The sequence below is a fragment of the Ferribacterium limneticum genome (genome assembly GCF_020510585.1).
Taxonomy (GTDB): Bacteria; Pseudomonadota; Gammaproteobacteria; order Burkholderiales; family Rhodocyclaceae; genus Azonexus.
Map to the genome: position 1 here is coordinate 4,355,867 of NZ_CP075190.1, position 24,943 is coordinate 4,380,809.

Here is a 24,943-nt window from a genome sequence, read left to right on the forward strand (position 1 = left end):
CCTATAAGGTTGAAAAGCCGATGCACTATCGGCCATTCATGCGTCATCGTCAAGCATCGTACGCTGCTGGCGATCCATGAAATCCTGCATGCTGTCGATCCCGCGCAACTGAAGAATCGTATTGCGCACCGCCGCTTCAAGCAACACCGCCAGATTGCGACCAGCAGCCACGGGAATGACAACCTTGCGGATCGGAACTCCGAGCACTTCATGCGTTTGCGCATCGAGCGGCAGGCGCGGCGCATCGGCTGCGGTCGACGTTTTTTGCAGGTGAACGATCAGCTTGAGCTTCATTTTCCGGCGAGATGCTGTTTCGCCAAAAATCGTCCGGATGTTGAGCAAACCGAGGCCACGCACCTCGAGAAAATCGCGCAACATTCCGGGGCAACGGCCTTCGATCGTGGTCGGCGCGATGCGGGCCATTTCGACGACATCGTCAGCGACTAGCCCATGCCCCCGGGAGATCAGCTCCAGCGCCAGTTCCGACTTGCCTACACCGGAGTCTCCGGTAATCAGGATGCCCATGCCGAGGACATCCATGAATACGCCATGGAGGCTGACCGTATCGGCCAGACGGGCCGACAGGTAGATACGTAACAGATCGATGATCGCCGAACACGGCTTGGGTGAGAAAATCAGCGGGGTCGTCAATTGGGTACAGGTCTCGACCACCAATGGTGGTGGCGTCAGCCCGTCGGCGACGATCACGGCGGGCGGTTGGGCGCCGAGCAGATCACCAAGCATTTGTGCAAAGCGACGCTCGCCAATACGCATGGCCCATTCATATTCGGCAAGGCCGAGGACCTGCAGACGTTCCGGGTGAATGATATTGATGTGACCAACCAGATCGGCGCCATAGTTATTGGAGCCCTTGATCTCGATACGGCGGTCGGCCTGCGGAACAATGTTCCAGTTCAGCAGCAGCTTTTCGCGATTGTCCTCGTAAAGCTGAACCAGGCTCACGTGGCGCACGAACTAAGCTCAGCCCTGAAATAGAGCAACAACAGTCGCAGCGTCAGGAGCGACGTGCAATTTTTCGCGGAATACCCGATCAGAAAAGTTCTGGGCCAACTCCGAAAGTATCTGCAAATGCTGCTCCGTCGCTTGCTCGGGAACCAATAGAACGAAGAGCAGATCGACTGGGCGACCATCCGGTGAATCGAACGGTACCGGGGTTGCCAGACGCAGGAATGCGCCAACGGCTTGTTTCAACCCCTTGATTCGACCATGGGGAATCGCCACCCCCTGGCCCAAGCCGGTAGAACCGAGCTTTTCGCGAGCGAACAAGCTATCGAAAATGATCGATCGGGCAAGACCAAGGCGATTTTCAAACAGCATTCCTGCTTGTTCGAAGACCCGCTTCTTGCTGCCGGCTTCAAGATCGAGCAGAACCTGATCGGTTGATAGAAGATTGGTTAAGGGGTTCATAGGGAAGGTGAGAAAAACAAAGGCCGCAACCGGTTACGGTGCGGCCCGTTCAGCGCTTATTCAGCGACGGTATGCAGCCCTGGCTTGTCACCGCGATGGTGGTCCTGGACTTTTTGCTTGTACTTCTGAACTTGACGGTCCAGCTTGTCGAACAAGGCATCGATAGCGGCGTAGAGATCGTCACCTGATTCTTCAACGTGGATGTCCTTACCAGGCACGTGAAGCGTGACTTCGCCTTTCTGCTTGAGTTTCTCAACCGACAACACGACGCTGACGCCGGTTACCTTGTCAAAATGGCGGATCACGGGATCCAGCTTGTTCTCGACGTATTCGCGAAGTGCCGGGGTGACTTCAATGTGGTGACCACTGATCTGCAGATTCACTTTTTTCTCCTCTCTCTACAGGGTCTTGCGTAAATTGACCGGGGGGATGTTGAGCGACTCGCGGTATTTGGCAACCGTCCGTCGGGCAACTACGATTCCCTGCTGGCCTAGTATTTCGGATAATTGACTATCCGACAAGGGCTTCTTGCCATCCTCGGCCGAGATCAATTGCTTGATCAGCGCCCGGATGGCCGTAGCAGAACAGGCGCCACCAGTATCGGTGGCAACATGACTGCCGAAGAAGTATTTGAGTTCGAAGATACCGCGCGGCGTCGCCATGTATTTCTGGCTGGTGACGCGCGATACGGTCGACTCGTGCAAACCGAGAATATCGGCAATTTCGCGCAGGACAAGCGGCCGCATGGCCACTTCACCGTGCTCGAAGAACTGACGCTGGCGATCGACAATAGCTTGTGTCACGCGATGTATGGTCTCGAAACGCTGCTGTACGTTCTTGATCAGCCAGCGGGCTTCCTGTAGCTGAGTAGACAGGTGGCCATTGCCACGCCGCTGCTTGGAAAGAATTTCGGCGTAAAGACGATTGATGCGCAGGCGCGGATAAGCATCGGGATTAATGTAGGCGGTCCATTTCCCCTTGAGCTTCTTTACGATCACGTCCGGCGTAATGTAGCGGGCTTCGATCTGGGAAAAGCGGGAGGCCGGTCGCGGATTCAGGCTGGTAATCACCGATTGCGCAGCCTTCAGTGACTCATCATCGCAACCAGTCAGACGGCGGATCTTGGCGAAATCACGGGCGGCCAACAGTTCCAGATGCTTCTGAACGATGGTTAGCGCGAGATTGCGGACCTCACAACTCCCCGGCAAGGCCTTGAGTTGCAGGGCCAGACATTCCTGCAGATTGCGGGCGCCAATCCCGACCGGGTCGAAATTCTGGATGAGATGAAGCGCAATTTCCAGTTCTTCGATTTCAATTTCGTATTCCGGCGGCAGCGTTTCCCAGAGTTCCTCCAGGGTTGCCGACAGGTAGCCGTCGTCATCGAGGGCTTCGATCAGGAAACGGACCAGGCTGCGGTCGCGTTCCGAAACCTGGGTCATCCCCAATTGCCAGCCGAGATGATCGCGCAGGCTGATGGTCGTGCCGTGAATATCCTGCGAATCGCTGTCGTCGTCTTCGTCGCGCCCGGCGCCAGTAAACGTACCGGCATCGGCGGCCCAACGGTCATCATCGACATCGGATGGGGCTGATGGAACATCCTGCTCGCGGTCGTCGCGCGCGTCGCGTTCTTCGCGTTCGGCCTTTTGCTCGCGCTCACCTTCGCTGGTTTGGGGCGAATCGAATTGCTGAGCATTTGAAAATGCCTCGCCACCCGGTTCGTCCTCGCGCTCGAGCATGGGATTCTCGAGCAGATAACGCTCGAGTTCCTGCTGCATTTCGATCGTCGACAGCTGTAGCAGCTTGATCGACTGCTGCAGCTGCGGAGTCAGTGCCAGATGTTGGGAGAGTTTTAGCTGGAGTGCCGGCTTCATCGGTTGGGGTCGGTTTCTATCTTCCGGTCAGAGCTTGAAGTGCTCGCCGAGATAAACCTTTCGTACGCTTTCATTATCAACGATTTCGTTCGGCCGTCCAGCCGCCAGAACGTTTCCGGCATTGATAATGTATGCGTGGTCGCAAATACCCAGCGTCTCGCGGACGTTGTGGTCAGTAATCAGGACGCCGATTCCGCGCTCCTTGAGGAAGCGGATGATTTTCTGGATTTCGAGCACGGCGATCGGGTCCACGCCGGCAAACGGCTCGTCGAGCAGGATGAAACGCGGATTGGTGGCTAGCGCGCGGGCGATTTCGACGCGGCGACGCTCGCCGCCCGACAAGGCCGAGGCATTGACGTGGCGGACATGACTGACGTGCAGTTCGGCCAGCAGGCCCTCGAGGCGATCATTCAGTTCGGCTTCGGGCAAATTGAGCAGCTCGAGGATGGCGCGGATGTTTTCCTCGACATTGAGCTTGCGGAAAACCGAGGCTTCCTGCGGCAAGTAGGACAGGCCGAGGCGTGCCCGGCTATGCATCGGCAGATGGGTCAGGCGATTGTCGTCGATGTAAACTTCGCCGCCGTCCGCCGCGACCAACCCGACGATCATGTAAAAACAGGTGGTCTTGCCGGCACCGTTCGGACCGAGCAGACCAACGACTTCGCCGGACTTGACCTCAAAGGAGACATCCTCGACGACAGTCCGCGCCTTGTAACGCTTCTTGAGATTGTGGGCCGAGAGTTTGGCTGCCGGCATGTTCATTCATCCGCTCCCTGCATGGCCCGCCGAATGGCGTCGTTGGAAAAACCACGATATTGCAGGAAACGCATCTGTTTGCCACGCTCTTCGGCAGTTTCCGGCGGTCGACCGAATTTTTTGGCCCAAATAACACGGCAGCGCTCGGTTTCATCACCGGCTTCGGGCAGGGCCGTGGCGATGTCGGCATCGCTGACCCCTTGCTGGCGCAACTCCTGCCGCAGTCGCGCATCGCCGTAACGTCTTCCGCGCACGGCGACCCGTTGGGTGGCGTAGCGGCAATCAGAGAGCAGGCGTTCGGCCTGCAGGGTATCGAGCACCACCGACAGCTCTTCCGCCGATTCGGCATGCGGAGCGAGCTTGGCCTGCAAGCCGGCCCGGCTGTAATCACGCCGGGTCAGCAATTGCAGGGCGCGGACGCGCAGGTCAGGCATCCGCCGCAGCCGCCTTAGTCGGCTTGATGACTGTGGTGCTGGCCGCTTCGCGGATCTTCGCTTCGATTTCCTGGGCGATTTCCGGGTGCGACTTGAGGAATTCGCGGGAATTGTCCTTGCCCTGACCGATCTTTTCGCCCTTGTAGGAATACCAGGCGCCGGATTTTTCGACCAGCTTGTGGGCAACGCCCATTTCGACCACTTCGCCCTGACGGGAGATGCCTTCACCGTAGAGGATGTCGAAGATGGCTTCGCGGAAGGGCGGGGCGACCTTGTTCTTGACGACCTTGACCTTGGTTTCGCTGCCGATGACTTCATCACCCTTCTTGATCGCGCCGATGCGGCGGATGTCGAGGCGAACCGAAGCGTAGAACTTGAGGGCGTTGCCGCCGGTCGTCGTTTCCGGCGAGCCGAACATGACGCCGATCTTCATGCGGATCTGGTTGATGAAGATGACCAGCGTGTTGGTTTTCTTGATGTTGGCGGTCAGCTTGCGCAGGGCCTGGGACATCAGGCGAGCATGCAAACCGACCATCTGGTCACCCATTTCGCCTTCGATTTCAGCGCGCGGCGTAAGGGCGGCGACCGAGTCGATGACGATGATGTCGACCGAGCCTGAACGAACCAGCATGTCGGCGATTTCGAGGGCCTGTTCGCCGGTGTCCGGCTGCGAGATGAGCAGGTCGCCGACGCTGACGCCGAGCTTCTGGGCGTATTGCGGATCGAGCGCGTGTTCGGCGTCGATGAAGGCAGCAACGCCACCGAGCTTTTGCATTTCGGCCACGACCTGCAGGCAGAGCGTGGTCTTGCCGGAAGATTCCGGACCGTAGATTTCAACGACGCGGCCGCGCGGCAGGCCGCCGACGCCCAGCGCGATGTCCAGACCGAGCGAGCCGGTAGACACGACCTGAATGCCTTCGTCAATTTCGGCATCGCCCATCTTCATGATGGAGCCTTTGCCAAACTGCTTTTCGATCTGTTGCAGCGCCGCGGCGAGCGCCTTTGCCTTGTTGTCGTCCATGGTGTTACCTCGGAAATTTGAGCGGATTATGGCACAGGGGCCAAAGATGGAATAGAAATTGCTGAGCTTGATCGACAGGTCAATTGCTTCGGATATGCAATCGTCAGCCTTCAATTTCAGTGATGACGCGGAAAGGACAGGGTATATTCCAGCCCGCTCCGCACTTACTTTTATACTGTGTATAAATACAGTACTCATACCATGGCCGCTTGGCAAGAAAATTCTGCATTCAAATCAACGCTCGGCAAGCTGCTGCTCGGTGTTTCGCTAGCCGTCCTGGCGCCTCAGGGCTGGGCCAAGCCAGCGCCGTGGTACTGGTGGGCGAGCCACTCGACCGACCATCGCGTCTGCGCGCAGACTTCGCCGGGCGCCGGCTGGTTTCGCGAGAGCACGGCATTCAGCGACAGCGGCTGCAGTATCCGGGTGAAGGCATTTTGACGGCCTATTTTCCGCCGCCCGACAACGGCTTGGCCATCATCCATGTCGATAACGAAATCATCGTCGTCGATAAACCGGCCGGGCTGCTCTCCGTCCCGGGGCGTGGGGAGGGCATGGACGACTGCCTGGCGTCGCGCGTTCAGGCCCGTTTTCCCGATGCGCTGATTGCCCATCGCCTCGACATGTCTACCTCCGGCCTGCTCGTTCTGGCGCGCGGCGCGGAAATGCATAGCCGGCTATCGCGCTTTTTCCGCGAACGGCAGATCGACAAGCGTTACGTCGCCGTCGTTTTCGGGCTGATGGCTGACGATGCCGGCGAGGTTGAGCTGCCGTTGATCTGTGACTGGCCGAATCGGCCGCGACAAAAGGTCGATTTCGAGATCGGCAAGCCGTCGCTGACCCGTTTTCGCGTCGTCAGCCGAGATCCGGACGCCAACACGACGCGCGTCGAACTCGAGCCGGTGACCGGCCGGTCGCACCAGTTGCGCGTCCATATGGCATCGCTCGGCCACCCGATTCTCGGCGACGACCTGTACGGCGGTGTGGCGACTGCGCTGGCTGATCGACTGCTGCTGCACGCCATGGATTTGGGCCTTTTTCACCCGTTGACCGCAGCAGCCATCCAATTTCATTCCGACGCCCCGTTTTGACGCTGTGAAACCGCACAACGACCGTATAATTTTTGCGTTTTAATCCTTTTTTCCGGTTGACCGTAAGATCATGCTGATCTGGTTCGTCGTTCTCTACCTGATGGTTTCCATCGGCATCGGCCTGTTTGCCGCGACCCGCGTCCATAGCGCCAAGGATTTCGCTGTGGCCGGCCGCCATTTGCCGCTGCCGGTCGTCACCGCCACTGTCTTCGCCACCTGGTTCGGCGCCGAAGCCGTCTTCGGCGTTTCCGCCACCTTCGTCAAGGATGGCCTGACCGGCGTCGTTGCCGACCCCTTCGGCTCGTCGATGTGCCTGATCATCGCCGGCGTTTTCTTCTCGCGGAAACTCTACAAGCTCAACATCCTGACCCTCGGCGACTATTTCCGCCTGCGCTACAACCGCACGGTCGAGGTGCTGACCACGCTGTGCATCGTCGCCTCCTACCTCGGCTGGGTATCGGCCCAGATCAAGGCGCTCGGGCTGGTCTTCAATGTCGTCACCGCCGGTTATGTCAGCCAGACGGCGGGCATGATCCTCGGCGCGGCCATCGTCCTGACTTACACGACCTTTGGCGGCATGCTCTCGGTGGCCATCCTCGATTTCGTCCAGATGGGCGTCATCATGGGCGGCATGCTGTACATCGGCTACGTTGTCTCCGGGCTGACCGGCGGCGTCGAAATGGTCGTCAATCACGCCTCGGCAGCCGGCAAACTCGATTTCTTCCCGCCGCCCGACCCGTGGCTGTGGCTGACCTTCCTCGGTGCCTGGATCACCATGATGCTCGGCTCGATCCCGCAGCAGGACGTCTTCCAGCGCATCACCTCGGCCAAGAGTCAGAACATCGCGCTGTGGGGCTCCATCCTCGGCGCCTCGATCTATTTCTGCTTCACCTTCGTGCCGATGTTCATCGCCTATTCGGCAACGCTGATCGACCCGGACCTGTTCAACGGCCTGATGCAGACCGACTCGCAGCTCGTCCTCCCGACGCTGGTGCTGCAACACACCCCGATCTTCGCCCAGGCGATCTTCTTCGGCGCCGTGCTGTCGGCCATCATGAGCTGCTCGTCGGCCACCTTGCTGGCGCCATCCGTCGCCTTCTCGGAAAACATCGTGCGCGGCTTCTACCCGCACATGGGCGACCACCAGTTTTTGCGTGTCATGCGCGGCTCCATCGTCGTCTTTGCCGGCATCGTCCTTGGCTTCGCGCTGTATTCCAACGCCAGCATTTTCAAGATGGTCGAAAACGCCTACAAGATCACGCTGGCCGGCGCCTTCGTGCCGCTCTTTTTCGGCGCCTTCTGGAAGCGGGCGACGACGCAGGGTGCGCTGGCTGCCATTTTCGGCGGCCTGTCAGCGTGGATCCTGATTGAAGTGCTGGTCAGCGTCAGCGGCCAGCCATCCGGCGCGCCCGAGTACGCCTACGCCCTGGTCGGCATCGGCCAGGCCGTGCCGCCGCAGCTGATCGGGCTGGCCGTCAGCATCCTCGGCATGATCGCCGGATCGCTGTTGCCGCAATGGGTCGGCCACCCGCTGCCACACGAAGACGTCCACGAAGCCCTGCATCATAGGGCGGCGGCGGAAACCCATCACGCCACCGAACATCCGCACCACCACTAAATCTTGGCGAAACTCCCGGATGCTCAGGATTTACCTGACAGTGTGACCAACCGTCACCTGAAAATCCCGTACGCCACCATCATTGTTACGACACATAAGGGCTGACGGGCCGGCCAATCACCCCTAAAATCAGGTCATGGCACATCACGGTCGTGGCCCCATTCTGCTTTCCCGCTACCTGGCGCTCGCCTGGTGCGGACTGGTCGTGTACGGCAGCCTGCACCCGTTTACCGGCTGGCGCGACACCGGCGTCTCGCCGATTGCCTTCCTCGAAGGCGGCTGGCCGCGCTACTGGACGGTCTTCGACCTGGCGGCCAATGTCGCGGTCTACCTGCCTTTGGGCTTCTTTTTGACGCTGGCGTTGAGCAACCTGCCCTGGCGCTTCACCGCCCTGATCCTCGCCGTACTGCTCACCGGCAGCGTCAGTTTCGGTCTCGAAACGCTGCAGACCTGGCTACCCTCGCGCGTCCCATCCAATCTCGACCTCGCCTGCAACACGCTGGGCGGGCTGCTCGGCGCGCTGTGGGCGCAACACGTCGGGCCACGCGTTTTTGCCCGCCTCGCCGCACTCGAACACCGGCTGATCGCCCCCATCCCGCACGCCGAACTCGGCCTGACGCTGCTCGGCCTGTGGCTGCTCGTCCCGCTCTCGCCGGAAACACTGCTCTTTGGCGCCGGCGATTTGCGACAGATTTTCGGGTTTACCGGCGCCGTTCCCTTCGCCGCCGAGAGCTTCGTCATGATCGAGGCCAGCATCACCGCCTTCAATGTCGTCGCCGTCGGTCTGATCGTCCGCATGCTGTGCGCGCGGCTGCTTTTTGCCTACCTCATCGTGCCGCTCTTCCTGTTCCTCTGTCTGGTCATCAGCACCGTCGCCGCTGCCGTTCTGGTCAGCCCGGCCGATTCACTGGCCTGGCTGACGCCGGGCGCCAGGCTCGGGCTGGTCGTCGGTGGCGGCATTCTTGCCGTCGCCATCGCCCTGCCGGTAGCGCCGCGCCTGATGATTGCCGTGCTGGCACTGTTGGCGGGTACTGTGCTGGTCAACATGGCACCGCCCAACCCCTATTCGGAAGCTGCGCTGGCCGTCTGGCGGCAAGGGCACTTTCTCAACTTCAATGGCCTGACGCGCCTGGTCGCTACCCTATGGCCTTTCCTGACCCTGCCCTTCCTGTTTCTGACGACGCGCCGGACCTAGCCTGGCATGCCGACACCGCCGAAGCGGCCGCCCAACGGCTGGGGGTTGATCACGCCACCGGCCTGGCCGACGACGAAGCGGCCTCCCGCCTTACCCGCCACGGCCCCAACAGCCTGACCGAACGCCCCGGCAAGCCGGCCTGGCGACGCTTCGCCGACCAGGTCATGCAACCGCTCGTGCTGGTCCTCGTCGCCGCCGGAGCCATCACCGGCGCCCTCGGCGAAGTCGTGGACGCCAGCGTGATTTTTGGCGTCGTCATCACCAATGCCATCATCGGCTACTGGCAGGAAGCCAAAGCCGAAGGCGCCCTGGCCGCGCTGGCGCGCAGCGTCACCACGCCGGTCACCGTCCGTCGTGGCGGCCAGCGCAAGCAGCTTGAAGCGACGCAACTGGTCCCCGGCGACATCGTCATGCTCGCTGCCGGCGACCGCATTCCGGCCGACCTCCGGCTGATCCAGCAGCACGAACTGCACACCGACGATTCGATGCTGACCGGCGAATCGCAGCCCGTCACCAAGGACATCGCCGCGCTGCACCCCGACACCGTGCTCGCCGACCGCCTCAACATGGCCTACGCCGGTACCACGGTGGTCGCCGGGCAGGGCAGCGGGCTGGTCATCGCCACCGGCGACGCCACCGAAACCGGGCGCATCGCTGGCCTGATCGCCGCCGCGCCCGATCTGGTCACGCCGCTGACGCGCAAGATGGCGACCTTCTCGAACTGGCTGCTGTGGGCCATCGGCGGGCTGGCGCTGCTTACCGTCGGCGTCGGGCTGGCCCGCGGCGGTTCGGCTTTCGACATGTTCATCGCCGCCGTGGCGCTCGCCGTCGGCGCCATTCCCGAAGGTCTGCCGGCCGCCGTGACCGTTACGCTGGCCATCGGCGTCGCCCGCATGGCCAAACGGCGGGCCATCATCCGCCATCTGCCGGCGGTCGAAACGCTGGGCAGTACGACGGTGATTTGCTCGGACAAGACCGGCACGCTGACCGAAAACGCCATGACCGTGCGCGTCCTGTGGTGCGCCGGCGAAGGTTATGCCGTCGGTGGCCACGGCTACGCGCCGGAAGGCGCCATCACCCACGACGAAATGCCGGCCGATATCGACGGCGCCCTGCGCGAAGCCCTGATCGCCGGGGCGCTGTGCAACGACGCCTCGCTGCGCCACGAGCACGGCCAATGGAAAATTACCGGCGACCCGACCGAAGCCGCGCTGATCGTCGCCGCGCGCAAGGGCAAGCTCGACGAACACACGCTGGGCAAGCTCTTTCCGCGTCGCGACGTGCTGCCTTTCGACGCCACCCGGCAATTCATGGCCACCGCCCACGAGGGCGACGGGCAGGGCGTTGTCTACGTCAAGGGCGCCCTCGAACGCCTGCTGCCGCTGTGCGTCGATCGCTTGTCGGCGAATGGCCAACCGCTGCCCATCGACCGCGCAGCCATCGAAAAAGTGGCCTGCGCCTATGCCGAACAGGGCATGCGCGTGCTGCTGCTGGCCCGACGCGATTTCAATTTTGGCCAAAATTTCCGGTTGACCGTGGAAGGCATCGAAAAACTCACCCTGATCGGCCTCGTCGGCATGATCGACCCGCCGCGCAAGGCCGCCATCGGCGCCATCCGCAACTGCCATTCGGCCGGCATCCGGGTCAAGATGATCACCGGCGACCACGCTGTCACGGCGCTCGCCATCGCCCGCCAGATCGGGCTCAATGCGGAAAAAGCGCTGACCGGCCGCGAACTGGCCCAGCTCGACGACACCGCGCTGGGCGAAGCCGCCCACAGCGTCGACGTCTTTGCCCGTGTCGAACCGGAACAGAAGCTGCGCCTCGTCGGCGCCCTGCAGGCGCGCGGCGAAGTCGTCGCAATGACCGGCGACGGCGTCAACGACGCACCCGCCCTCAAGCAGGCCGACATCGGCATCGCCATGGGCCTGGCCGGCACCGAAGTGGCCAAGGAAGCAGCGGCCATGGTCCTCACCGACGACAATTTCGCCAGCATCGAGGCGGCCGTCGAGGAGGGCCGGGGCGTCTGGGACAACCTCGTCAAGTTCATCACCTGGACCCTACCGACCAACTTTGGCGAAGGCCTCGTCATCGTCGCCGCCATCCTCTTCGGCAGCACGCTGCCAATCACTCCGCTGCAGATTTTGTGGATCAACATGACCACCGCCGTCCTGCTCGGCCTGCCCCTCGCCTTCGAGCCGATCGAGCGCGGCGTCATGCGTCGGGCGCCACGCCGGCTCGACCAGCCGGTGCTCGACAGCGGCCTGATCCGGCGCATCGTCCTCGTCTCCTTCCTGCTGTTGGCCGGCGCCTTCGGCCTCTTCCTGCTTGAACTGGATCAGGGTCACAGCCTGGCCGAAGCACGCACCGTCGCCGTCAACGTCTTCGTCATGGTCGAAGCCGCCTACCTCTTCAACTGCCGTTCGCTGACCCGCAGTTTCTGGAGCCAGGGCCTGTTTTCGAATCCATGGATCTGGGCCGGTCTGGGCAGCATGCTCGCCCTGCAACTGGCGATGACCTACCTGCCGGTGATGAATCGGCTATTCCAGACGGCACCGATCGGGCTGATGGAATGGGCGGAAATAGTCGCCGTCGCCTTGCTCTGTTCGACGCTCATCGGGCTTGAAAAGCATCTTGCTGCCCGCCTGGCCCGCCGCACCACCTGATCACCTTCATGTCATAATTTGGGCGTCTTCCATCCCCTCTTGCCGAGAGGTCGATTTTTCCCATGTCCTTGTTCTCCATCAACGCACCGCGTCTGCTCGCCGCCGGACTCATCCTCGCCAGCAGTCTGGCCCAGGCCGCCGATCCGATTTACTTCCAGTTTCGCGACTTGCTGGCGGACAAGGCAATCCGCTCCGTGCTTGACCCCAGGATCAGGATTTATCTCGCCAACGACGCCTCGCCGACCATCGTCGAATCCGCCGCGCCCGATACCTACACCGGCACGGGCATTTCCATAAACCCTTTCGGTGGCTCGAAGCGGCACTGTGTGGAAGCGTTCACCAACGCCATCAGGTCCATGGTCAGCGACGCTGTTGCCGGCGGTTACGACAGCATCCTCAACCTGCGCGCCATGGACGGCGACACCCCCGCCCAGGATCCGAACGGATTCAGCTGCACACCGGCCTACAAGGTCACGGTGCTCAGCCTGCATTCCACCTTAGGTGCTACGGCCGACACCGTCCAGCGCGCCGCCGAGGACGACCAGCGTTTGCTCCGCGCCCCCTATCGCGAGCCTTGGGAAGAGTCGATCTACGTCGCGCTCGCGCCCATTGCCGACTCCCCCGAAGCCCAGGCTATTTTTGCCGACAAGGTAAAGGGCTACTGGGGCATCGACGCCCCGGACTACCGGGTGCGCGGCATTCCAGAAGACTACGCTGGCTCCGCTACGGTGAACCGCCAGGACCTCCAGGCTTCCTGCAAGCAAGCCGTACTCAATACGCTCAAGGATATGGTTGGCGACGCCACCGAACGCGGCTTCGACTCGCTGATCCGGATTCGCAGCCACATGTACGAACAGACCACGCCAGGCATGGCCAGCATCGAATGCGAGATCGGCAAAAAGGCTGTCTTCGTAAAGCTTCAGGGAACGTTGGCCAATCGGCGCTGATTGCCAAAAAAAGCAGTCAAGCTTGAACTATTTGCCGTGCCCCGCGACGCGCGTGACTGTCTACGGTCAACCGGAAAAAACGCCCAAATTTGAAATGCGCCCTCGTTTTCTGCCTGGGCACGTCTCGCTTTTATTGAATCGGCGCCGCTGAGGCCGTTCTTTTGATGCCGGCCAGGGCAAGCAGACCGATGCCCGACAAAGCGCCGGTGAGCAGGATGGCGACGCCACCGCCCCAATGTTCAAGAATGAGCGCCAGCAGAAACGGCGCGGCAGCCTGGGCCAGACGCTGACCGATGGCCAGCACGCCCTGCCGGACGCCGTAGCCGCTGGCGCCGAACAGGGCCAGCGGCAGGGTGCCCTTGGCGATGGTGATCAGGCCGTTGCCGGCACCGTGCAGAAGGGCAAAGACGGCCGGCGCCCAGGACATCCCGCCGGCGATCAGCAGGACCAGGCCGCCTACCGGATGCAAGCTGACGGCCACCCGCGCCGTACTCAGCGGATGAACCCGCAGGCGCTTGCTGGCGACAAACTCGATGGCCCGCGCCGCCACCTGGGCCGGCCCGACCAGCGCCGAGGCGGCAATCGCCAGGCCGGCGGCGACGCCCAGCGCCTGCAACAGGCCGGGCAGATGCGCCGCCATGGCCGAGGTGACAAACGACGTCGCCGTGCCAAAAACAGCCACCAGGACAAATGCCCGTCGGCTGCCCGCAATGTCGTCCGGGTGCGCCGTCGCAGACGCCAGTTCGGCCGACGGCAAGAGGCTGGTCGCCGGCGACAGCGTCAGCCAGTTGAGCGGCAGGGCAATCAGCAGATGCGCCGCAGCCCACATCAGACAGGCCGTCGGCCAGTCGCTGGCGGCGACCACGGCCGAGGTCAGCGGCCAGCCTATGGTGCTGGCGAAGCCGGCAAGCAGGGTAATCCCGGTAATCGACTGCCGGGCCTGCATGCCATGCTGCCGGACGAGCGCGGCAAACGCCGCATCGTAGAGGCCGAGCGCCATGCCAGCGCCGATCACGGCCCACGCCGCAAACAGCATGACCACACTGGACGCCGAAGCAAGCAGGAGCAGGCCGGCGACAAACGCGACATTGGAAAAGCACAGCACCCCGCGCCCGCCATGCCGATCAATGCTGCGCCCGATAACCGGCCCGAGTGCCGCCATGACCAGCAAGCCGAACGAATACGCCGCAAATACCGTGGAGGTCGAAACGCCAAGAGTGTGCGCGACAGGCTGGCTGATCACCGCCGGCAAATAAGCCGATGAAGCCCAGGCGATGGTCTGCGCCGTTCCCAACGCAATTATCTGGAAACCGGACGCACCGCTCGCCACTCCGCCTTCAGCCATCGTCTTTACCTATGCCCTGGATGGCCCATTGTGCAACAGCGAGCGACTTCCACGGTCAACCGGGGAAAATGCCCAAAATTGAAATGGGTCGCTCACTGGAGTCCGTTCAGGATGGATTGTCCGTCTTCGGAATAATCCGAATGAGCACGATCCGCGGTCCGATCATCTTCTTCACCACGGCGTCAAACTGGGGAAAGGAGATGCGTTGTCCTTCTTCCGGCAGGGCGCCCAATTGCTGCAGGATGAGACCGCCAACCGAATCAACGCCGGCTTCGTCGATATCGATGCCCAACGTCCGCTCGAGCGTGAAGATGGGCAGACTGCCCTTGCCGATCAGCGAGCCATCATCGAGCCTAGACCACTCGTTGTGGGTCTGGCGGAATTCGTCGCGAATCTCGCCGACCAAGGCACCGAGCAGGTTGTCGAGCGTGATGAAGCCGATCGGATGGCCGTCGTTGTAGGCGACCACGGCAAAATGCGGCGCCCCCTTGCGAAAGCGGCGAAACAGCTCGGTCGCCGAAAGACTCGGCGAAACGACGACGACCGGCCGTACCAGTTTGTCCAGCGTGTTGAGGTCCGGATCCTTACGCAGGGCGATGAAGATGTCTTTCAGATGGACTACGCCCTTGGCGTGACCATCCTCGGCCAGATAGGGATAGCGGCTGAAACGATGCTGCACGATCCGCTCGAGGCTGACCTCGATGTCGTCCGTTTCCGACAGCGGCACGGCTTCGCTGAACGGCCGCATCAGGTCGGCGACCTCGAGGTCGCGAAAATCGAGCGCCTGGGCCAGGACCCGCCACTCGTCGCCGGTGAAATCGGCATTGGCCCGTGACGAGCGGAGAATGACCTTGAGCTCTTCCGCCGAGTAGTGGGTGTCGTGACCGGTATTCACATCCAGATTGACCTTGCGCAGAACCCAGTTGGCACTGTGATTCAACACCCAGATGGCCGGATACATCGCCCAGTAGAAGGCGTACAACCCGGGCGCCGTCCACAGCCCGACCTTCTCGGTGACGCGGATGGCCATCGATTTGGGGGCCAGTTCGCCGACCACGATGTGCAAGTAGGAAATGATGAAGAAAGCGACGGCAAAGGCGATGCCATGTACCAGTTCCTCACCGACCACGCCGAAGGTGCTGAGCAGCGGGCGCAGCAGATCGGCAAAGGCCGGCTCGCCGATCCAGCCCAGGCCGAGCGAGGCGAGGGTGATGCCGAGCTGGCAGGCCGACAGGTAGGCTTCCAGATCCTGATGGACCCTGGCCAGAATGCGACCACGCCAGCCGTATTTCTTGGCAATCGCCTTGACCCGGCTCTGGCGCAGTTTTACCAGGCCGAACTCGGCGGCAACAAAAAAGCCGTTCAAAACGACGAGAACAAGCGCCAGCAGGACCAGCAAGAAACTACTACCCATATGCCGGGCACCTCGTGCCCCGCTCCTTCAAGTGAATTGGATGAATCGGATACTACTCCAGCGCTCCGCGCCAATCCGGTCCGGTGTACTTGTGTTGTGGCTCGCCCATTGCAGAGAAGACCACGTTCCACGTGAAACCGCCTCGCCTATAATGCGGGTCTGCACAGGAGACCCCGCATGAGCTACTTCAAACACCACGTTTTTTTCTGTTGCAACCAGCGCGCAGCCGGCGAAGCCTGCTGCAACGCCCGCGGTGCGACGGAAATGCAGACCTACGCCAAGGACCGCATTGCCCAGCTCAAGATGAAAGGCGAGGGCAAGGTGCGCATCAACAAGGCCGGCTGCATGGACCGCTGCGATCAAGGCCCGGTCATGGTCGTCTACCCGGAAGCCGTCTGGTATACCTATATTGACAAGGAAGACGTCGAAGAAATCATCCAGGAACACCTGATCAACGGCCGTGTCGTCGAGCGCCTGAAGATATGAGAGCCCCCGAAGAGAAAATCCTGATCGACGGCCCGGTCGGCAAGATCGAGGTCATCATGGAACGTCCGGACGCCCCCAGGGGCATCGCGCTGATCGCCCACCCGCACCCGATGGGCGGCGGCGCCAACACCAACAAGGTCGCCTACACGCTGGCCCGCACTTTCGTCAGCCTTGGCTACGCTGCCTTCCGCCCGAATTTCCGCGGCGTTGGTGGCACGGAGGGCGTCCATGATGAAGGCCATGGCGAAGTTGACGACCTGCTCGCCGTCATCGAAGACGCCAAGTGCCGCTGCGGCAACCTGCCCATCGCGCTGGCCGGTTTCTCGTTTGGTGCCTATTGCCAGACCCGCGTCGCCAAGCGCCTCGTCGACGCCGGCCACCCGGCCCAGCGCCTCGTGCTGGTCGGCACCGCCGCCGGCCACGTCGAAGGCAGCCGCCAATACGACACCGAAGCCGTGCCGCACGACACCATCGTCATCCACGGTTCCGACGACACGCTGGTGCCGCCGGCCAACGTCTATGCCTGGGCCTTGCCGCTCGACCTGCCGGTCGTCGTCGTACCCGGCGCCGATCACTTCTTCCACCGTCGCCTGCACCTCATCCGCGACATCGTGACGCGCGCATGGCGGCACTAGAAGCCAGCAATCTGCGCAAGACCTACGGCGACAGCGAAGTCGTCGCCGGTCTGTCGTTCGCCGTCGAACCCGGCACCTGCTTCGGCCTGCTCGGCCCGAACGGCGCCGGCAAGACGACAACGCTGCGCCTCTGCCTCGGGCTGACCGGGCCGGACAGCGGCGACATCATGCTCAACGGCCACGTCATTCCCGACGACGCCCAGGCGGCGAGGGCGCGCATCGGCGTCGTGCCGCAATTCGACAACCTCGACCCGGATTTCACCTGCGCCGAAAACCTGCTCGTCTTCGGCCGCTACTTCGGGCTCAAGGACGCCGCCATGCGCGCCAAGATCCCGCAGCTGCTCGATTTTGCCGGTCTGTCGAGCAAGGCCGGGGCCCGCTTGTCGACGCTGTCCGGCGGCATGAAGCGCCGGCTGACGCTGGCCCGGGCGATGGTCAACGACCCCGACATCATCTTCCTCGACGAGCCGACCACCGGCCTAGACCCGCAGGCCCGCCACCTGATCTGGGAACGCCTCAAGCAACTCAAGTCGGCCGGCAAGACGCTGATTTTGACCACGCATTTCATGGACGAAGCCGAACGCCTGTGCGACACGCTGATCGTCATCGACCACGGCCGCAAGATCGCCGAAGGCAGCCCGCGCCAACTGATCGCCGAACAGATCGAACCGCAAGTCGTCGAGGTTTTTGACGAATCCCACGGTCAACTGGAAAATTTCGTCAAAAACCAAAAGCATCTCGCCGAGCGCGTCGAAACCAGCGGCGAAACCGCCTTCTTCTATTGCCGCGACCCGCGCGAACTGCTGGCCCGGCTAGCCGACGCCGACGGCCTGCGCTACGTGCACCGCGCCTCCAACCTCGAAGACGTTTTCATCAAGCTGACCGGCCGCGAACTGCGCGACTGAACTCGGCGCAAAAAGCCGGTCAGCCAGCAAACCAGCCCGGAAACGGCACCAACCCAGGCCCTTGGCATTCGCCGCCCGAGATGCCAAGCTCATGTTTCTCCTGGACATTTTCCAAAATCTGCTAGAATGATCTATTGGATCAGTTTGGAAATCGCAATGCGTTGGTTGATCGTCGCGGCAGTGCTCGCATTCTCGGCAGTGGAAGTGGGTGCCTCGGAACAAGTTTCCGACGAGGCAGCTTCCGTCGTCGACATGTCCGTAGCCGCCCAAGGCGTCACCATCTCGGCCATTCCGATGCCGCCGCGCGCCATCAAGGAGCTGACGCTCGAAGAATCGGACCGCTTGCGCGCCGCCAAAAAGTCACGCATCGAGGCGCGCCTCGCCAAGAAAAAAGCAGCGACCGTCCTCATGCTGAGCCGCACCGAGCGCCGCCAGGTAGCGCTGCTGAGCGCCAGCATGCACGCCGGCGAGCCACAGATTTTCACCTACGACCCGAACGACAACTATCAGGGCGGCCTCGACGAACTCGACCTGCACCGTTCGTTCAATCGCCCCAAAGTCGTCGACGAATCGGCCAGCGACGAAGCTGATCGTGATGAAGTGCCCGGCCACATTCGGCTCCGCCTCATGGTGGCGCGACTCAAGGCGGTCGAAGCCCACGCCCTGAGCCAAGTGCCGGATACCGACGAAGCACTTCCCGATTCAGTCCTGCTTCGCCTCAAGGAAGCCCGCCTGAAAGCCGTTGAAGCGCATCAACGCAAGTTCGGCTGAACCTCGTTTTCAGCCGAGCAGGGCGTCGACCACAGCAGTAAAATCATCGTAAATCGCCGCCGGACGGATCTCCGGATGCGCATCGTCGCCGGCCCGGAATTTCCCGGTCCGCACCAGAATCCCCGGAATACCCGCCGCCTGGGCACCGCCGATGTCATCGCTCAGGTCGTCACCGATCAACACCGCCTGAGCCGGCGCGATACCCAGCTCAGCCAGCGCCGCATTGAAGAAAGCCGGTGCCGGCTTGCCGGTAATTTCAGCCGTGATCCCGGCCGAATACTCCAGCCCGGCGACGAAGGCGCCCATGTCCAGCGACAGCCCGTCGGGCTCCATGAAATAGCGATTACGCGCCATCGCCATGAGCGGCAGGCCTTCCATAAGCAGGCGGAAAGCATGATTGAGGATCGGGTAAGTGAAATGCGTGCCCATATCGCCGAGTACGACAACATTGGGCTCGGGATCGTTTTCCCCCATTTCGGCAGCGATATCGGGATGTATCAGCCACAGCGGGCGCAAACCCCGGCTACGGACCAGCGTTCGCGCCGCCAGCGCCGCCGTCTGTATCTCGCTGGCGGCCAGCGTGAAACCCATGCGCTGCAACTTGGCGAAGAGAATGGTGCTCGGCGTCCGCGTCGTATTGGTCAGGAAACGCAAGGGCAGGCCCGATGCCCGCAACCGATCAAGCGCCCGCACCGCCCCCGGCAAGGCGTCATCCCCGGTGTGGAGCACGCCGGCCAGATCGATCAATACCGCTTTCGGTGAAATTGTCGGCGCCATCTCCGCCACCTCTGAAAAGTTTTGACAGTGTTCGATTATCATTTTTGGCTAAAGTTTTGTCATTGGCTTAGCGGGCTAAAATAATCGGATGACAACACCTCCCGCTCCCGCCGAACAGCTTTTTTATGAAGCCCTCCGGGACATGGAGCAGGGCGATTTCGTGGCGGCGGAAAACGGTTTTCGCCAAGCCTTGCAGTTGGCACCGGCGCTGTCAGAAGCGCACGCCAATCTCGGTTATCTGCTCGACAGTCAGGGCCGCAACCAGGAAGCCGAGGCTTGCTACCGTCAGGCCCTGGCACTGGCCCCGATGCAGCTGCAAACCTACATCAACCTGGGTGCCCTGCTCGAATCGCAGCAGCGCTTTGCTGAAGCCGAGGTGGCCTACCAGAGTGCGTTGGCCATCGACCCCGAATCGCCCGCCGCCTGGTCCAATCTCGGCGTGTTGATGACCTGCATGAAACGCGAAGCGGAAGCCGAGCCCTGTTTCCGCAAGGCGCTGGAACTGGCACCCGACTATCAAAAAGCCTCCTTCAACCTCGCCCACCTGCTGTTGCGCCAGGGGCGCTACGAAGAAGGCTGGCGCCACATGGAATCCCGCGATTGGTACGCGCAGATCGCGAAAAACCTCGGCATGCCGCGCTGGCAAGGTGAATCGCTGGCGGGGAAAGCCATCCTGATCGGGCTCGAGGCCGGTCACGGCGACATGATCCAGTTCTGCCGCTACGGCAATCGGCTCAAGGAGTTGGGCGCCCGGCGCGTCTCCGTCCTTTGCCACCCGCCGCTCAAAAGCCTGTTCCAGCATCTGGCCGGCATTGACGAGGCGATTGCCGTCGGCGAACCCGATCCCGGCATCGCCTGGGATTTCTGGACACCGCCCTTAAGCCAGCCGTATTACCTGGGCACGCGCCTCGACACCATCCCGGCCGAACTGCCCTACCTGCAGGTGGCGCCGGACAAGGTCGCCAATTGGCAAGCTGTCATGGGCGACAGCGGCGACGCTCTGCGCGTCGGACTGGTCTGGAAGGGCAATCCGCGCTTCGAGAATGACGCCTATCGTTCACTGCGCTCGCTGCATGATCTGGCGCCGCTCGGCGAGGTGGCGGGCATTCGCTATTTCAGCCTGCAGAAGGGCGCTGGCGAGGACGAAACGGCCAGCGCCGTCGCGCCTTTTTCTATCACCCCGCTCGGCGCCGATATCGCCGATTTTTCCGACACGGCGGCGGTCATGATGAATCTCGATCTGGTCATCGCCGTCGACACCGCGGCGGCCCATCTGGCCGGCGCCCTCGGTCGACGCTGCTGGGTTCTGCTGCCCGATTACAAGACCGACTGGCGCTGGCTCGCCGAGCGCAGCGATTCGCCGTGGTACCCCGGGGTCATGCGGCTGTTCCGGCAGGACGCCACCGGCACCTGGGGGCCGGTCATCGCCCAGCTTAAAGATGCGCTGGCTGATCTGGTGGAGCGACGCGGCCAAGCAATCGCCAGCGTGCCGTGATTGTTAACCGGAGCTGGCGCCGTGCCGGTCCTGCCGCTGGGCGAGCGGCCTGGCCAACCGCGGCACCGGCTTTTCCCGGTCCTTCAACAAACCTTGCAGGCAGGCCGGATTGGCGCGGGCACCGCTAGCCTGATAGTCGGCAAGCAAGGTCCGGCAGACGCTTTCCTTTTCCATTCCGATCACGCCGGTCAGATAGTCGAACAGGCTGTCGACCAGTTTTTCCGGTGTCAGGCGGCTGGTCTGGCCGGTGCTTTGCCATAGCCAGTCGGCAAAGGCGAGGAAGGCATTGAAGGGCGAGGGGCCGGCAAGCAGGAGAGACAGGGTTTGGGGGAAACGGCCGGAATTAGCGACCAGGTCCCAGTAGCGGGCGAGGCGAGTGAAACGCTCGACAGTCCGGGCGTCGACGACCGAGGTTTGGCGCACGGTGTAGGGCGGTTCGGCGGCGTAGATCATGCCGTGGACGACGCTATGGCGGGCGATCGGCGTGCCGCGCAGGCGTTTGAGGACGCCGAGCTGGATTTCGTGCGGGTGCAGCGCATACAGGCGGTCGAAACCGGCGGCAAAGCTGGCCAGCGTTTCGCCGGGCAGGCCGAAAATGAGGTCGGTGTGCAGGTGAGCGTGGCTGTGATTGACCAGCCAGGCCAAGTTTTCGCAAGTTTTGGCGTTGTCCTGCCGACGTGAAATGGCCTGCTGGACATCCGGGTTGAAGGTCTGGATACCGACTTCGAACTGCAGCACGCCGGGCGGGAAGCGGGCGATCATTTCCTTGAGCCGTTCCGGCAGATGATCCGGAATCACCTCGAAATGCAGGAAGAGATCCGGCGTCAGACGGTCGAGGAAAAATTGCAGGATGGTCAGCGAGCTGTCGATCTTGAGATTGAAGGTGCGATCGACGAACTTGAAATTGCGCGCCCCGCGCTCATGGAGCGTTTCCAGCGCGGCAAGAAAGCGTTCCGCCTCAAAGGCCCAAGCGGTCTTGTCGAGCGAACTGAGACAGAACTCGCATTTGAACGGGCAGCCGCGCGAGGCTTCGACGTAGAGCAGGCGATGGGCCAGGTCGTCAGCACTGAACTCGGCGTAGGGCAGGGCGATGTCGGCCAGCGCCGGCTGCTCGCCGGGGATCACTTTCATTAGCGGCTGCGGCCCATGGAGGAGGGCGCGGCACAGTTTCGGAAAACTCACGTCACCCCAGCCGGTGATCAGGTGGTCGGCGAGCCGGACGATTTCCTGCTCCTCCCATTCATAGCTGACTTCCGGGCCACCGAGGACGATTTTCAGGTCCGGCCGGGCCTGTCTTAGGCGGCGGACGACCTCGGTCGTCGCCACCACGTTCCAGATGTACACGCCGAAGCCGATGATCTGCGGTCGGCCAGCGACCGGCGGGCCCAACTCGGCGAGCAGGGCCGCGACGATTTCCTGCACCGGCCGGGCGATGGTGAATTCGCGCAGTACCGTCCGTTCGCGCAGCCCGGCGCCGCCGTGCCGGTCCATGTTGGCGAGCAGGTAGCGCAGGCCGAGCGAGGCGTGGATGTATTTGGCGTTGAGGGTGCTGAGGATGATGGCGGACGGCATTTCGCCATTTTGACAGCTTCAAGGCCACGGTGCGCCACGCCGGATGGCGTTTTGCCGAGTTCCACGGTCAACCGGAAAAAAGACCAAAAATCGAAATGTTGCAGCCAGCCCGCACGATCCGTCGACGTCCCGAAAAACCGGCCAAACATTGACAAATGTCAATATTCGAAAATAAGCGAAGACTAATCTTTTCCCAGAACTGTGGCTCCGGCGGGGCCGCCACAGATCAGCGTCTCATCGCTCTTTAGAGGGGAAATCATGCAAGTGATCAAGCAAGCCATGATCGTGTTCGCCACCCTGGCGTTCATGAATTCCGCCTATCCGGCCAACGCGCCGGATAGCGCCCAACCACCGCAAAAACTGCTCAAGTCGACAGCCGACCACAGCAAGTTCAAGGAACTGCAACAGGAGTTCGCGTCCGGACCGGAAGTGACCAAAGCCTGTATCGGCTGCCATACCGAGGCCGCCAAGCAGATTCACCTGACCCAGCACTGGAAATGGGAATTCCGCAATCCGGACAGCCAGCAGTTGCTCGGCAAGAAGCATGTGGTCAACAACTTCTGCACCTCGGTCACCTCGAACTACAAGGCTTGCGCCAGTTGCCATATCGGCTACAACACCGATGGCCCGAACTTCGATCTGACCTCCGAAACCAATGTCGATTGCCTGGTCTGCCATGACCAGACCGGCAAATACAAGAAACCGGCCGGCTTCGCCGGCAATCCGGTGGTCAAGGACACGGAATTCCCGCCCGGGTCAGGCAAGATCGTCAAGGGAATCGACCTCTCCGACATCGCGCAGAAGGTCGGCCAGACCAGGCGTGCCACTTGCGGCGCCTGCCATTTCTACGGTGGCGGCGGCGATGGCGTCAAGCACGGCGACCTCGACAGCTCGCTGGAAGCCCCGGAAAAGGCAGTGGATGTCCACATGGACAGCAAGGGTCTGAACTTCAGCTGCTCGACCTGCCACATGACCGAAGGCCATCAGGTGCCGGGCAGCCGCTATGCGCCGACCGCCCAGGACAAGGAAGCCGCCCACATGCGGGGCAAATCGGACAAGAGCAACCCGACAACCTGCCAGGCCTGTCACGGCCAGGCGCCACACAAGAAGGAAGCCAAGCTGAACGACCACACCGACAAGCTGGCCTGCCAGACCTGTCACATCCCGGCCTTCGCCCGCGGCGACGTGCCGACCAAGATGTCGTGGGACTGGTCGACGGCCGGCAAGCGCGGCCCCGACGGCAAACCGCTGGTCGTCAAGGATGAGGACGGCTACGACACCTATCTCGGCATCAAGGGCGATTTCGTCTGGAAAACCAACGTCACGCCGGAGTACATGTGGTTCAACGGCAAGGTCAAATACACGCTGGCCGACGACAAGATCGAAAAGGCCAACCAGCCGATCTACATCAGCAAGTTCGAAGGCTCCGCCGATGATGGCAAATCGATGATCTGGCCGGTCAAGCTGTTCCGCGGCAAGCAGCCGTTCGACGCCGAGAACAAGACGCTAACGATCAACCACCTGGCCGGGCAGGACGATGCCGCCTACTGGAAGAACCTGAACTGGGACAAGGCCATCGCCGCCGGCATGGCTGCCGCCGGCAAGCCATTCTCGGGCAAATACGACTTCATCGAGACCGCCGCCATGTGGCCGATCGCCCACATGGTCGCCCCGAAGGACAAGGCGCTCGGCTGCAGCGACTGCCACAGCAGCAATGGCCGGCTCGAAAAGGTCGATGGCATCTATATCCCCGGCCGTGGGCGCGACCACATCGCGCTGCTCGACACCGCCGGCTGGGCGCTCGCCGCCCTCACGCTGCTCGGCGTCATCGGCCACGGTATCGGCCGCATCCTGACCGCCAAGCGCACGCACTAAGGGGAAGAACATGGCACGCGTTTATATCTTCAAGGGTTTCGAACGTTTCTGGCACTGGACCCAGGCACTGCTCATCATCACCATGCTGGTCACCGGTTTCGAGGTCCATGGTACCTACTCGCTGCTCGGCTGGCACAAGGCCGGCGAGTTGCACACCACGTCAGCCTGGGCACTGATGGGCTTGTGGGTGTTCGCCATCTTCTGGCACTTCACGACGGGCGAATGGCGTCAGTACATCCCGACGACCAGCAAGATGCTTGATGTCGCCCTGTTCTACGCCTTCGGGATGTTCAAGGGAGAGCATCACCCCTACCTGAAGACCAAAAATCGCAAGCACAACCCGCTGCAACGGGTCGCCTACCTTGGCGTCAAGCTGTTCATCAACCCACTGCTCTGGTGTTCCGGGCTGTTCTACCTGTTCTACAACCAGCTTGGCGCCGTCGGTCTTGGCGGCGTATCGCTCGGCCTCATCGCACTGGCCCACACTCTCGGCGCCTTCCTGATGCTGCTCTTCCTGATCGCCCACATCTATCTCGGCACCGCCGGCCACACACCAACCGCCCACTTCAAGGCGATGGTCACCGGCTGGGACGACGACGTGAACGAAGAGCCGCTTGGCGCCAAGGCGCAATGAGTTACTGATT

General features: G+C 62.1%; 24 protein-coding genes. 13 read left to right on the plus strand and 11 right to left on the minus strand.

Translation table 11 applies throughout. The features are described 5' to 3' along the window. Positions 1-36: 36 nt before the first annotated feature. Genes hprK through recA form a run of 7 tightly spaced genes read right to left on the minus strand, consistent with a single transcriptional unit; the run spans position 37 to position 5,510 of the window. Entirely contained in the window at positions 37-972 is a 936-nt protein-coding gene (gene hprK / locus KI613_RS20870) for an HPr(Ser) kinase/phosphatase (protein WP_226403126.1), read from the minus strand. A 9-nt stretch (positions 973-981) separates the two neighbouring features. Next, entirely contained in the window at positions 982-1,428 is a 447-nt protein-coding gene (gene ptsN / locus KI613_RS20875) for a PTS IIA-like nitrogen regulatory protein PtsN (protein WP_226403127.1), read from the minus strand. A gap of 56 nt (positions 1,429-1,484) precedes the next feature. Next, a complete protein-coding gene (hpf, locus tag KI613_RS20880; RefSeq protein WP_226403128.1) occupies positions 1,485-1,811 on the minus strand; it encodes a ribosome hibernation-promoting factor, HPF/YfiA family in 327 nt (108 codons plus the stop codon). 15 nt (positions 1,812-1,826) lie between these two features. Then, positions 1,827-3,299 (minus strand): RNA polymerase factor sigma-54, encoded by a 1,473-nt coding sequence (locus tag KI613_RS20885; RefSeq protein WP_226403129.1) that lies wholly within the window; start codon positions 3,297-3,299, stop codon positions 1,827-1,829. Between the two features lie 27 nt (positions 3,300-3,326). Beyond that, complete coding sequence (lptB, locus tag KI613_RS20890; protein ID WP_226403130.1) at positions 3,327-4,061, minus strand: LPS export ABC transporter ATP-binding protein; 735 nt, start codon at positions 4,059-4,061, stop codon at positions 3,327-3,329. Beyond that, positions 4,058-4,489, minus strand: coding sequence for a recombination regulator RecX (gene recX / locus KI613_RS20895; RefSeq protein ID WP_226403131.1), 432 nt, complete (start codon positions 4,487-4,489; stop codon positions 4,058-4,060). The genes lptB and recX overlap by 4 nt, the downstream gene beginning before the upstream one ends. Beyond that, on the minus strand, positions 4,482-5,510 hold the full coding sequence (gene recA / locus KI613_RS20900; protein WP_117610097.1) for a recombinase RecA: 1,029 nt from the start codon (positions 5,508-5,510) through the stop codon (positions 4,482-4,484). Before recA ends, recX begins: the two co-directional genes overlap by 8 nt. A 201-nt stretch (positions 5,511-5,711) precedes the next feature. Between recA and KI613_RS20905 the strand changes: the two genes are divergently transcribed. From KI613_RS20905 to KI613_RS20930, 6 genes are all read left to right on the plus strand, one after another. Continuing rightward, on the plus strand, positions 5,712-5,948 hold the full coding sequence (locus KI613_RS20905; protein ID WP_226403132.1) for a hypothetical protein: 237 nt from the start codon (positions 5,712-5,714) through the stop codon (positions 5,946-5,948). Continuing rightward, a complete protein-coding gene (locus KI613_RS20910) occupies positions 5,942-6,598 on the plus strand; it encodes a pseudouridine synthase (protein ID WP_404827021.1) in 657 nt (218 codons plus the stop codon). The genes KI613_RS20905 and KI613_RS20910 overlap by 7 nt, the downstream gene beginning before the upstream one ends. Positions 6,599-6,668: 70 nt before the next feature. Beyond that, a complete protein-coding gene (locus KI613_RS20915; RefSeq protein ID WP_226403134.1) occupies positions 6,669-8,216 on the plus strand; it encodes a sodium:solute symporter family protein in 1,548 nt (515 codons plus the stop codon). A gap of 136 nt (positions 8,217-8,352) precedes the next feature. Then, on the plus strand, positions 8,353-9,411 hold the full coding sequence (locus KI613_RS20920) for a VanZ family protein (protein WP_226403135.1): 1,059 nt from the start codon (positions 8,353-8,355) through the stop codon (positions 9,409-9,411). Next, entirely contained in the window at positions 9,360-12,077 is a 2,718-nt protein-coding gene (locus KI613_RS20925; protein ID WP_226403136.1) for a cation-transporting P-type ATPase, read from the plus strand. Before KI613_RS20920 ends, KI613_RS20925 begins: the two co-directional genes overlap by 52 nt. A 62-nt stretch (positions 12,078-12,139) precedes the next feature. Continuing rightward, on the plus strand, positions 12,140-13,024 hold the full coding sequence (locus KI613_RS20930) for a hypothetical protein (RefSeq protein WP_226403137.1): 885 nt from the start codon (positions 12,140-12,142) through the stop codon (positions 13,022-13,024). A gap of 130 nt (positions 13,025-13,154) precedes the next feature. On the opposite strand, the gene KI613_RS20935 is transcribed toward KI613_RS20930, so the two are convergent. After that, the gene (locus tag KI613_RS20935; protein ID WP_226403138.1) at positions 13,155-14,369 is read right to left on the minus strand and encodes an MFS transporter; all 1,215 of its coding nucleotides are present in this window, start codon (positions 14,367-14,369) and stop codon (positions 13,155-13,157) included. Positions 14,370-14,475: 106 nt separating this feature from the next. Further along, positions 14,476-15,783: a hemolysin family protein gene (locus tag KI613_RS20940; protein ID WP_226403139.1), complete on the minus strand. Its 1,308-nt coding sequence runs from the start codon at positions 15,781-15,783 to the stop codon at positions 14,476-14,478. A gap of 177 nt (positions 15,784-15,960) precedes the next feature. On the opposite strand from KI613_RS20940, the gene KI613_RS20945 reads away from it, so the two are divergent. The 4 genes from KI613_RS20945 to KI613_RS20960 all read left to right on the plus strand — a co-directional run bounded on the left by KI613_RS20945 (position 15,961) and on the right by KI613_RS20960 (position 18,580). Beyond that, positions 15,961-16,269 (plus strand): (2Fe-2S) ferredoxin domain-containing protein, encoded by a 309-nt coding sequence (locus KI613_RS20945; RefSeq protein ID WP_226403140.1) that lies wholly within the window; start codon positions 15,961-15,963, stop codon positions 16,267-16,269. Continuing rightward, complete coding sequence (locus KI613_RS20950) at positions 16,266-16,904, plus strand: alpha/beta hydrolase (protein WP_226403141.1); 639 nt, start codon at positions 16,266-16,268, stop codon at positions 16,902-16,904. Before KI613_RS20945 ends, KI613_RS20950 begins: the two co-directional genes overlap by 4 nt. Beyond that, entirely contained in the window at positions 16,892-17,809 is a 918-nt protein-coding gene (locus KI613_RS20955) for an ATP-binding cassette domain-containing protein (RefSeq protein ID WP_226403142.1), read from the plus strand. Before KI613_RS20950 ends, KI613_RS20955 begins: the two co-directional genes overlap by 13 nt. A 156-nt stretch (positions 17,810-17,965) precedes the next feature. Continuing rightward, entirely contained in the window at positions 17,966-18,580 is a 615-nt protein-coding gene (locus KI613_RS20960; protein WP_226403143.1) for a hypothetical protein, read from the plus strand. 9 nt (positions 18,581-18,589) lie between these two features. On the opposite strand, the gene KI613_RS20965 is transcribed toward KI613_RS20960, so the two are convergent. Then, positions 18,590-19,357, minus strand: coding sequence for a TIGR01458 family HAD-type hydrolase (locus KI613_RS20965; RefSeq protein ID WP_226403144.1), 768 nt, complete (start codon positions 19,355-19,357; stop codon positions 18,590-18,592). A gap of 88 nt (positions 19,358-19,445) precedes the next feature. Between KI613_RS20965 and KI613_RS20970 the strand changes: the two genes are divergently transcribed. Then, positions 19,446-20,852, plus strand: coding sequence for a tetratricopeptide repeat protein (locus KI613_RS20970; RefSeq protein WP_226403145.1), 1,407 nt, complete (start codon positions 19,446-19,448; stop codon positions 20,850-20,852). 3 nt (positions 20,853-20,855) lie between these two features. Here the strand turns inward: KI613_RS20970 and KI613_RS20975 are convergent, their stop codons facing one another. Beyond that, entirely contained in the window at positions 20,856-22,424 is a 1,569-nt protein-coding gene (locus tag KI613_RS20975; RefSeq protein WP_226403146.1) for a B12-binding domain-containing radical SAM protein, read from the minus strand. A gap of 258 nt (positions 22,425-22,682) precedes the next feature. Between KI613_RS20975 and KI613_RS20980 the strand changes: the two genes are divergently transcribed. Next, a complete protein-coding gene (locus KI613_RS20980) occupies positions 22,683-24,299 on the plus strand; it encodes a tetrathionate reductase family octaheme c-type cytochrome (protein WP_226403147.1) in 1,617 nt (538 codons plus the stop codon). 10 nt (positions 24,300-24,309) lie between these two features. Beyond that, entirely contained in the window at positions 24,310-24,933 is a 624-nt protein-coding gene (locus KI613_RS20985; protein WP_226403148.1) for a cytochrome b/b6 domain-containing protein, read from the plus strand. Positions 24,934-24,943: the final 10 nt, after the last annotated feature.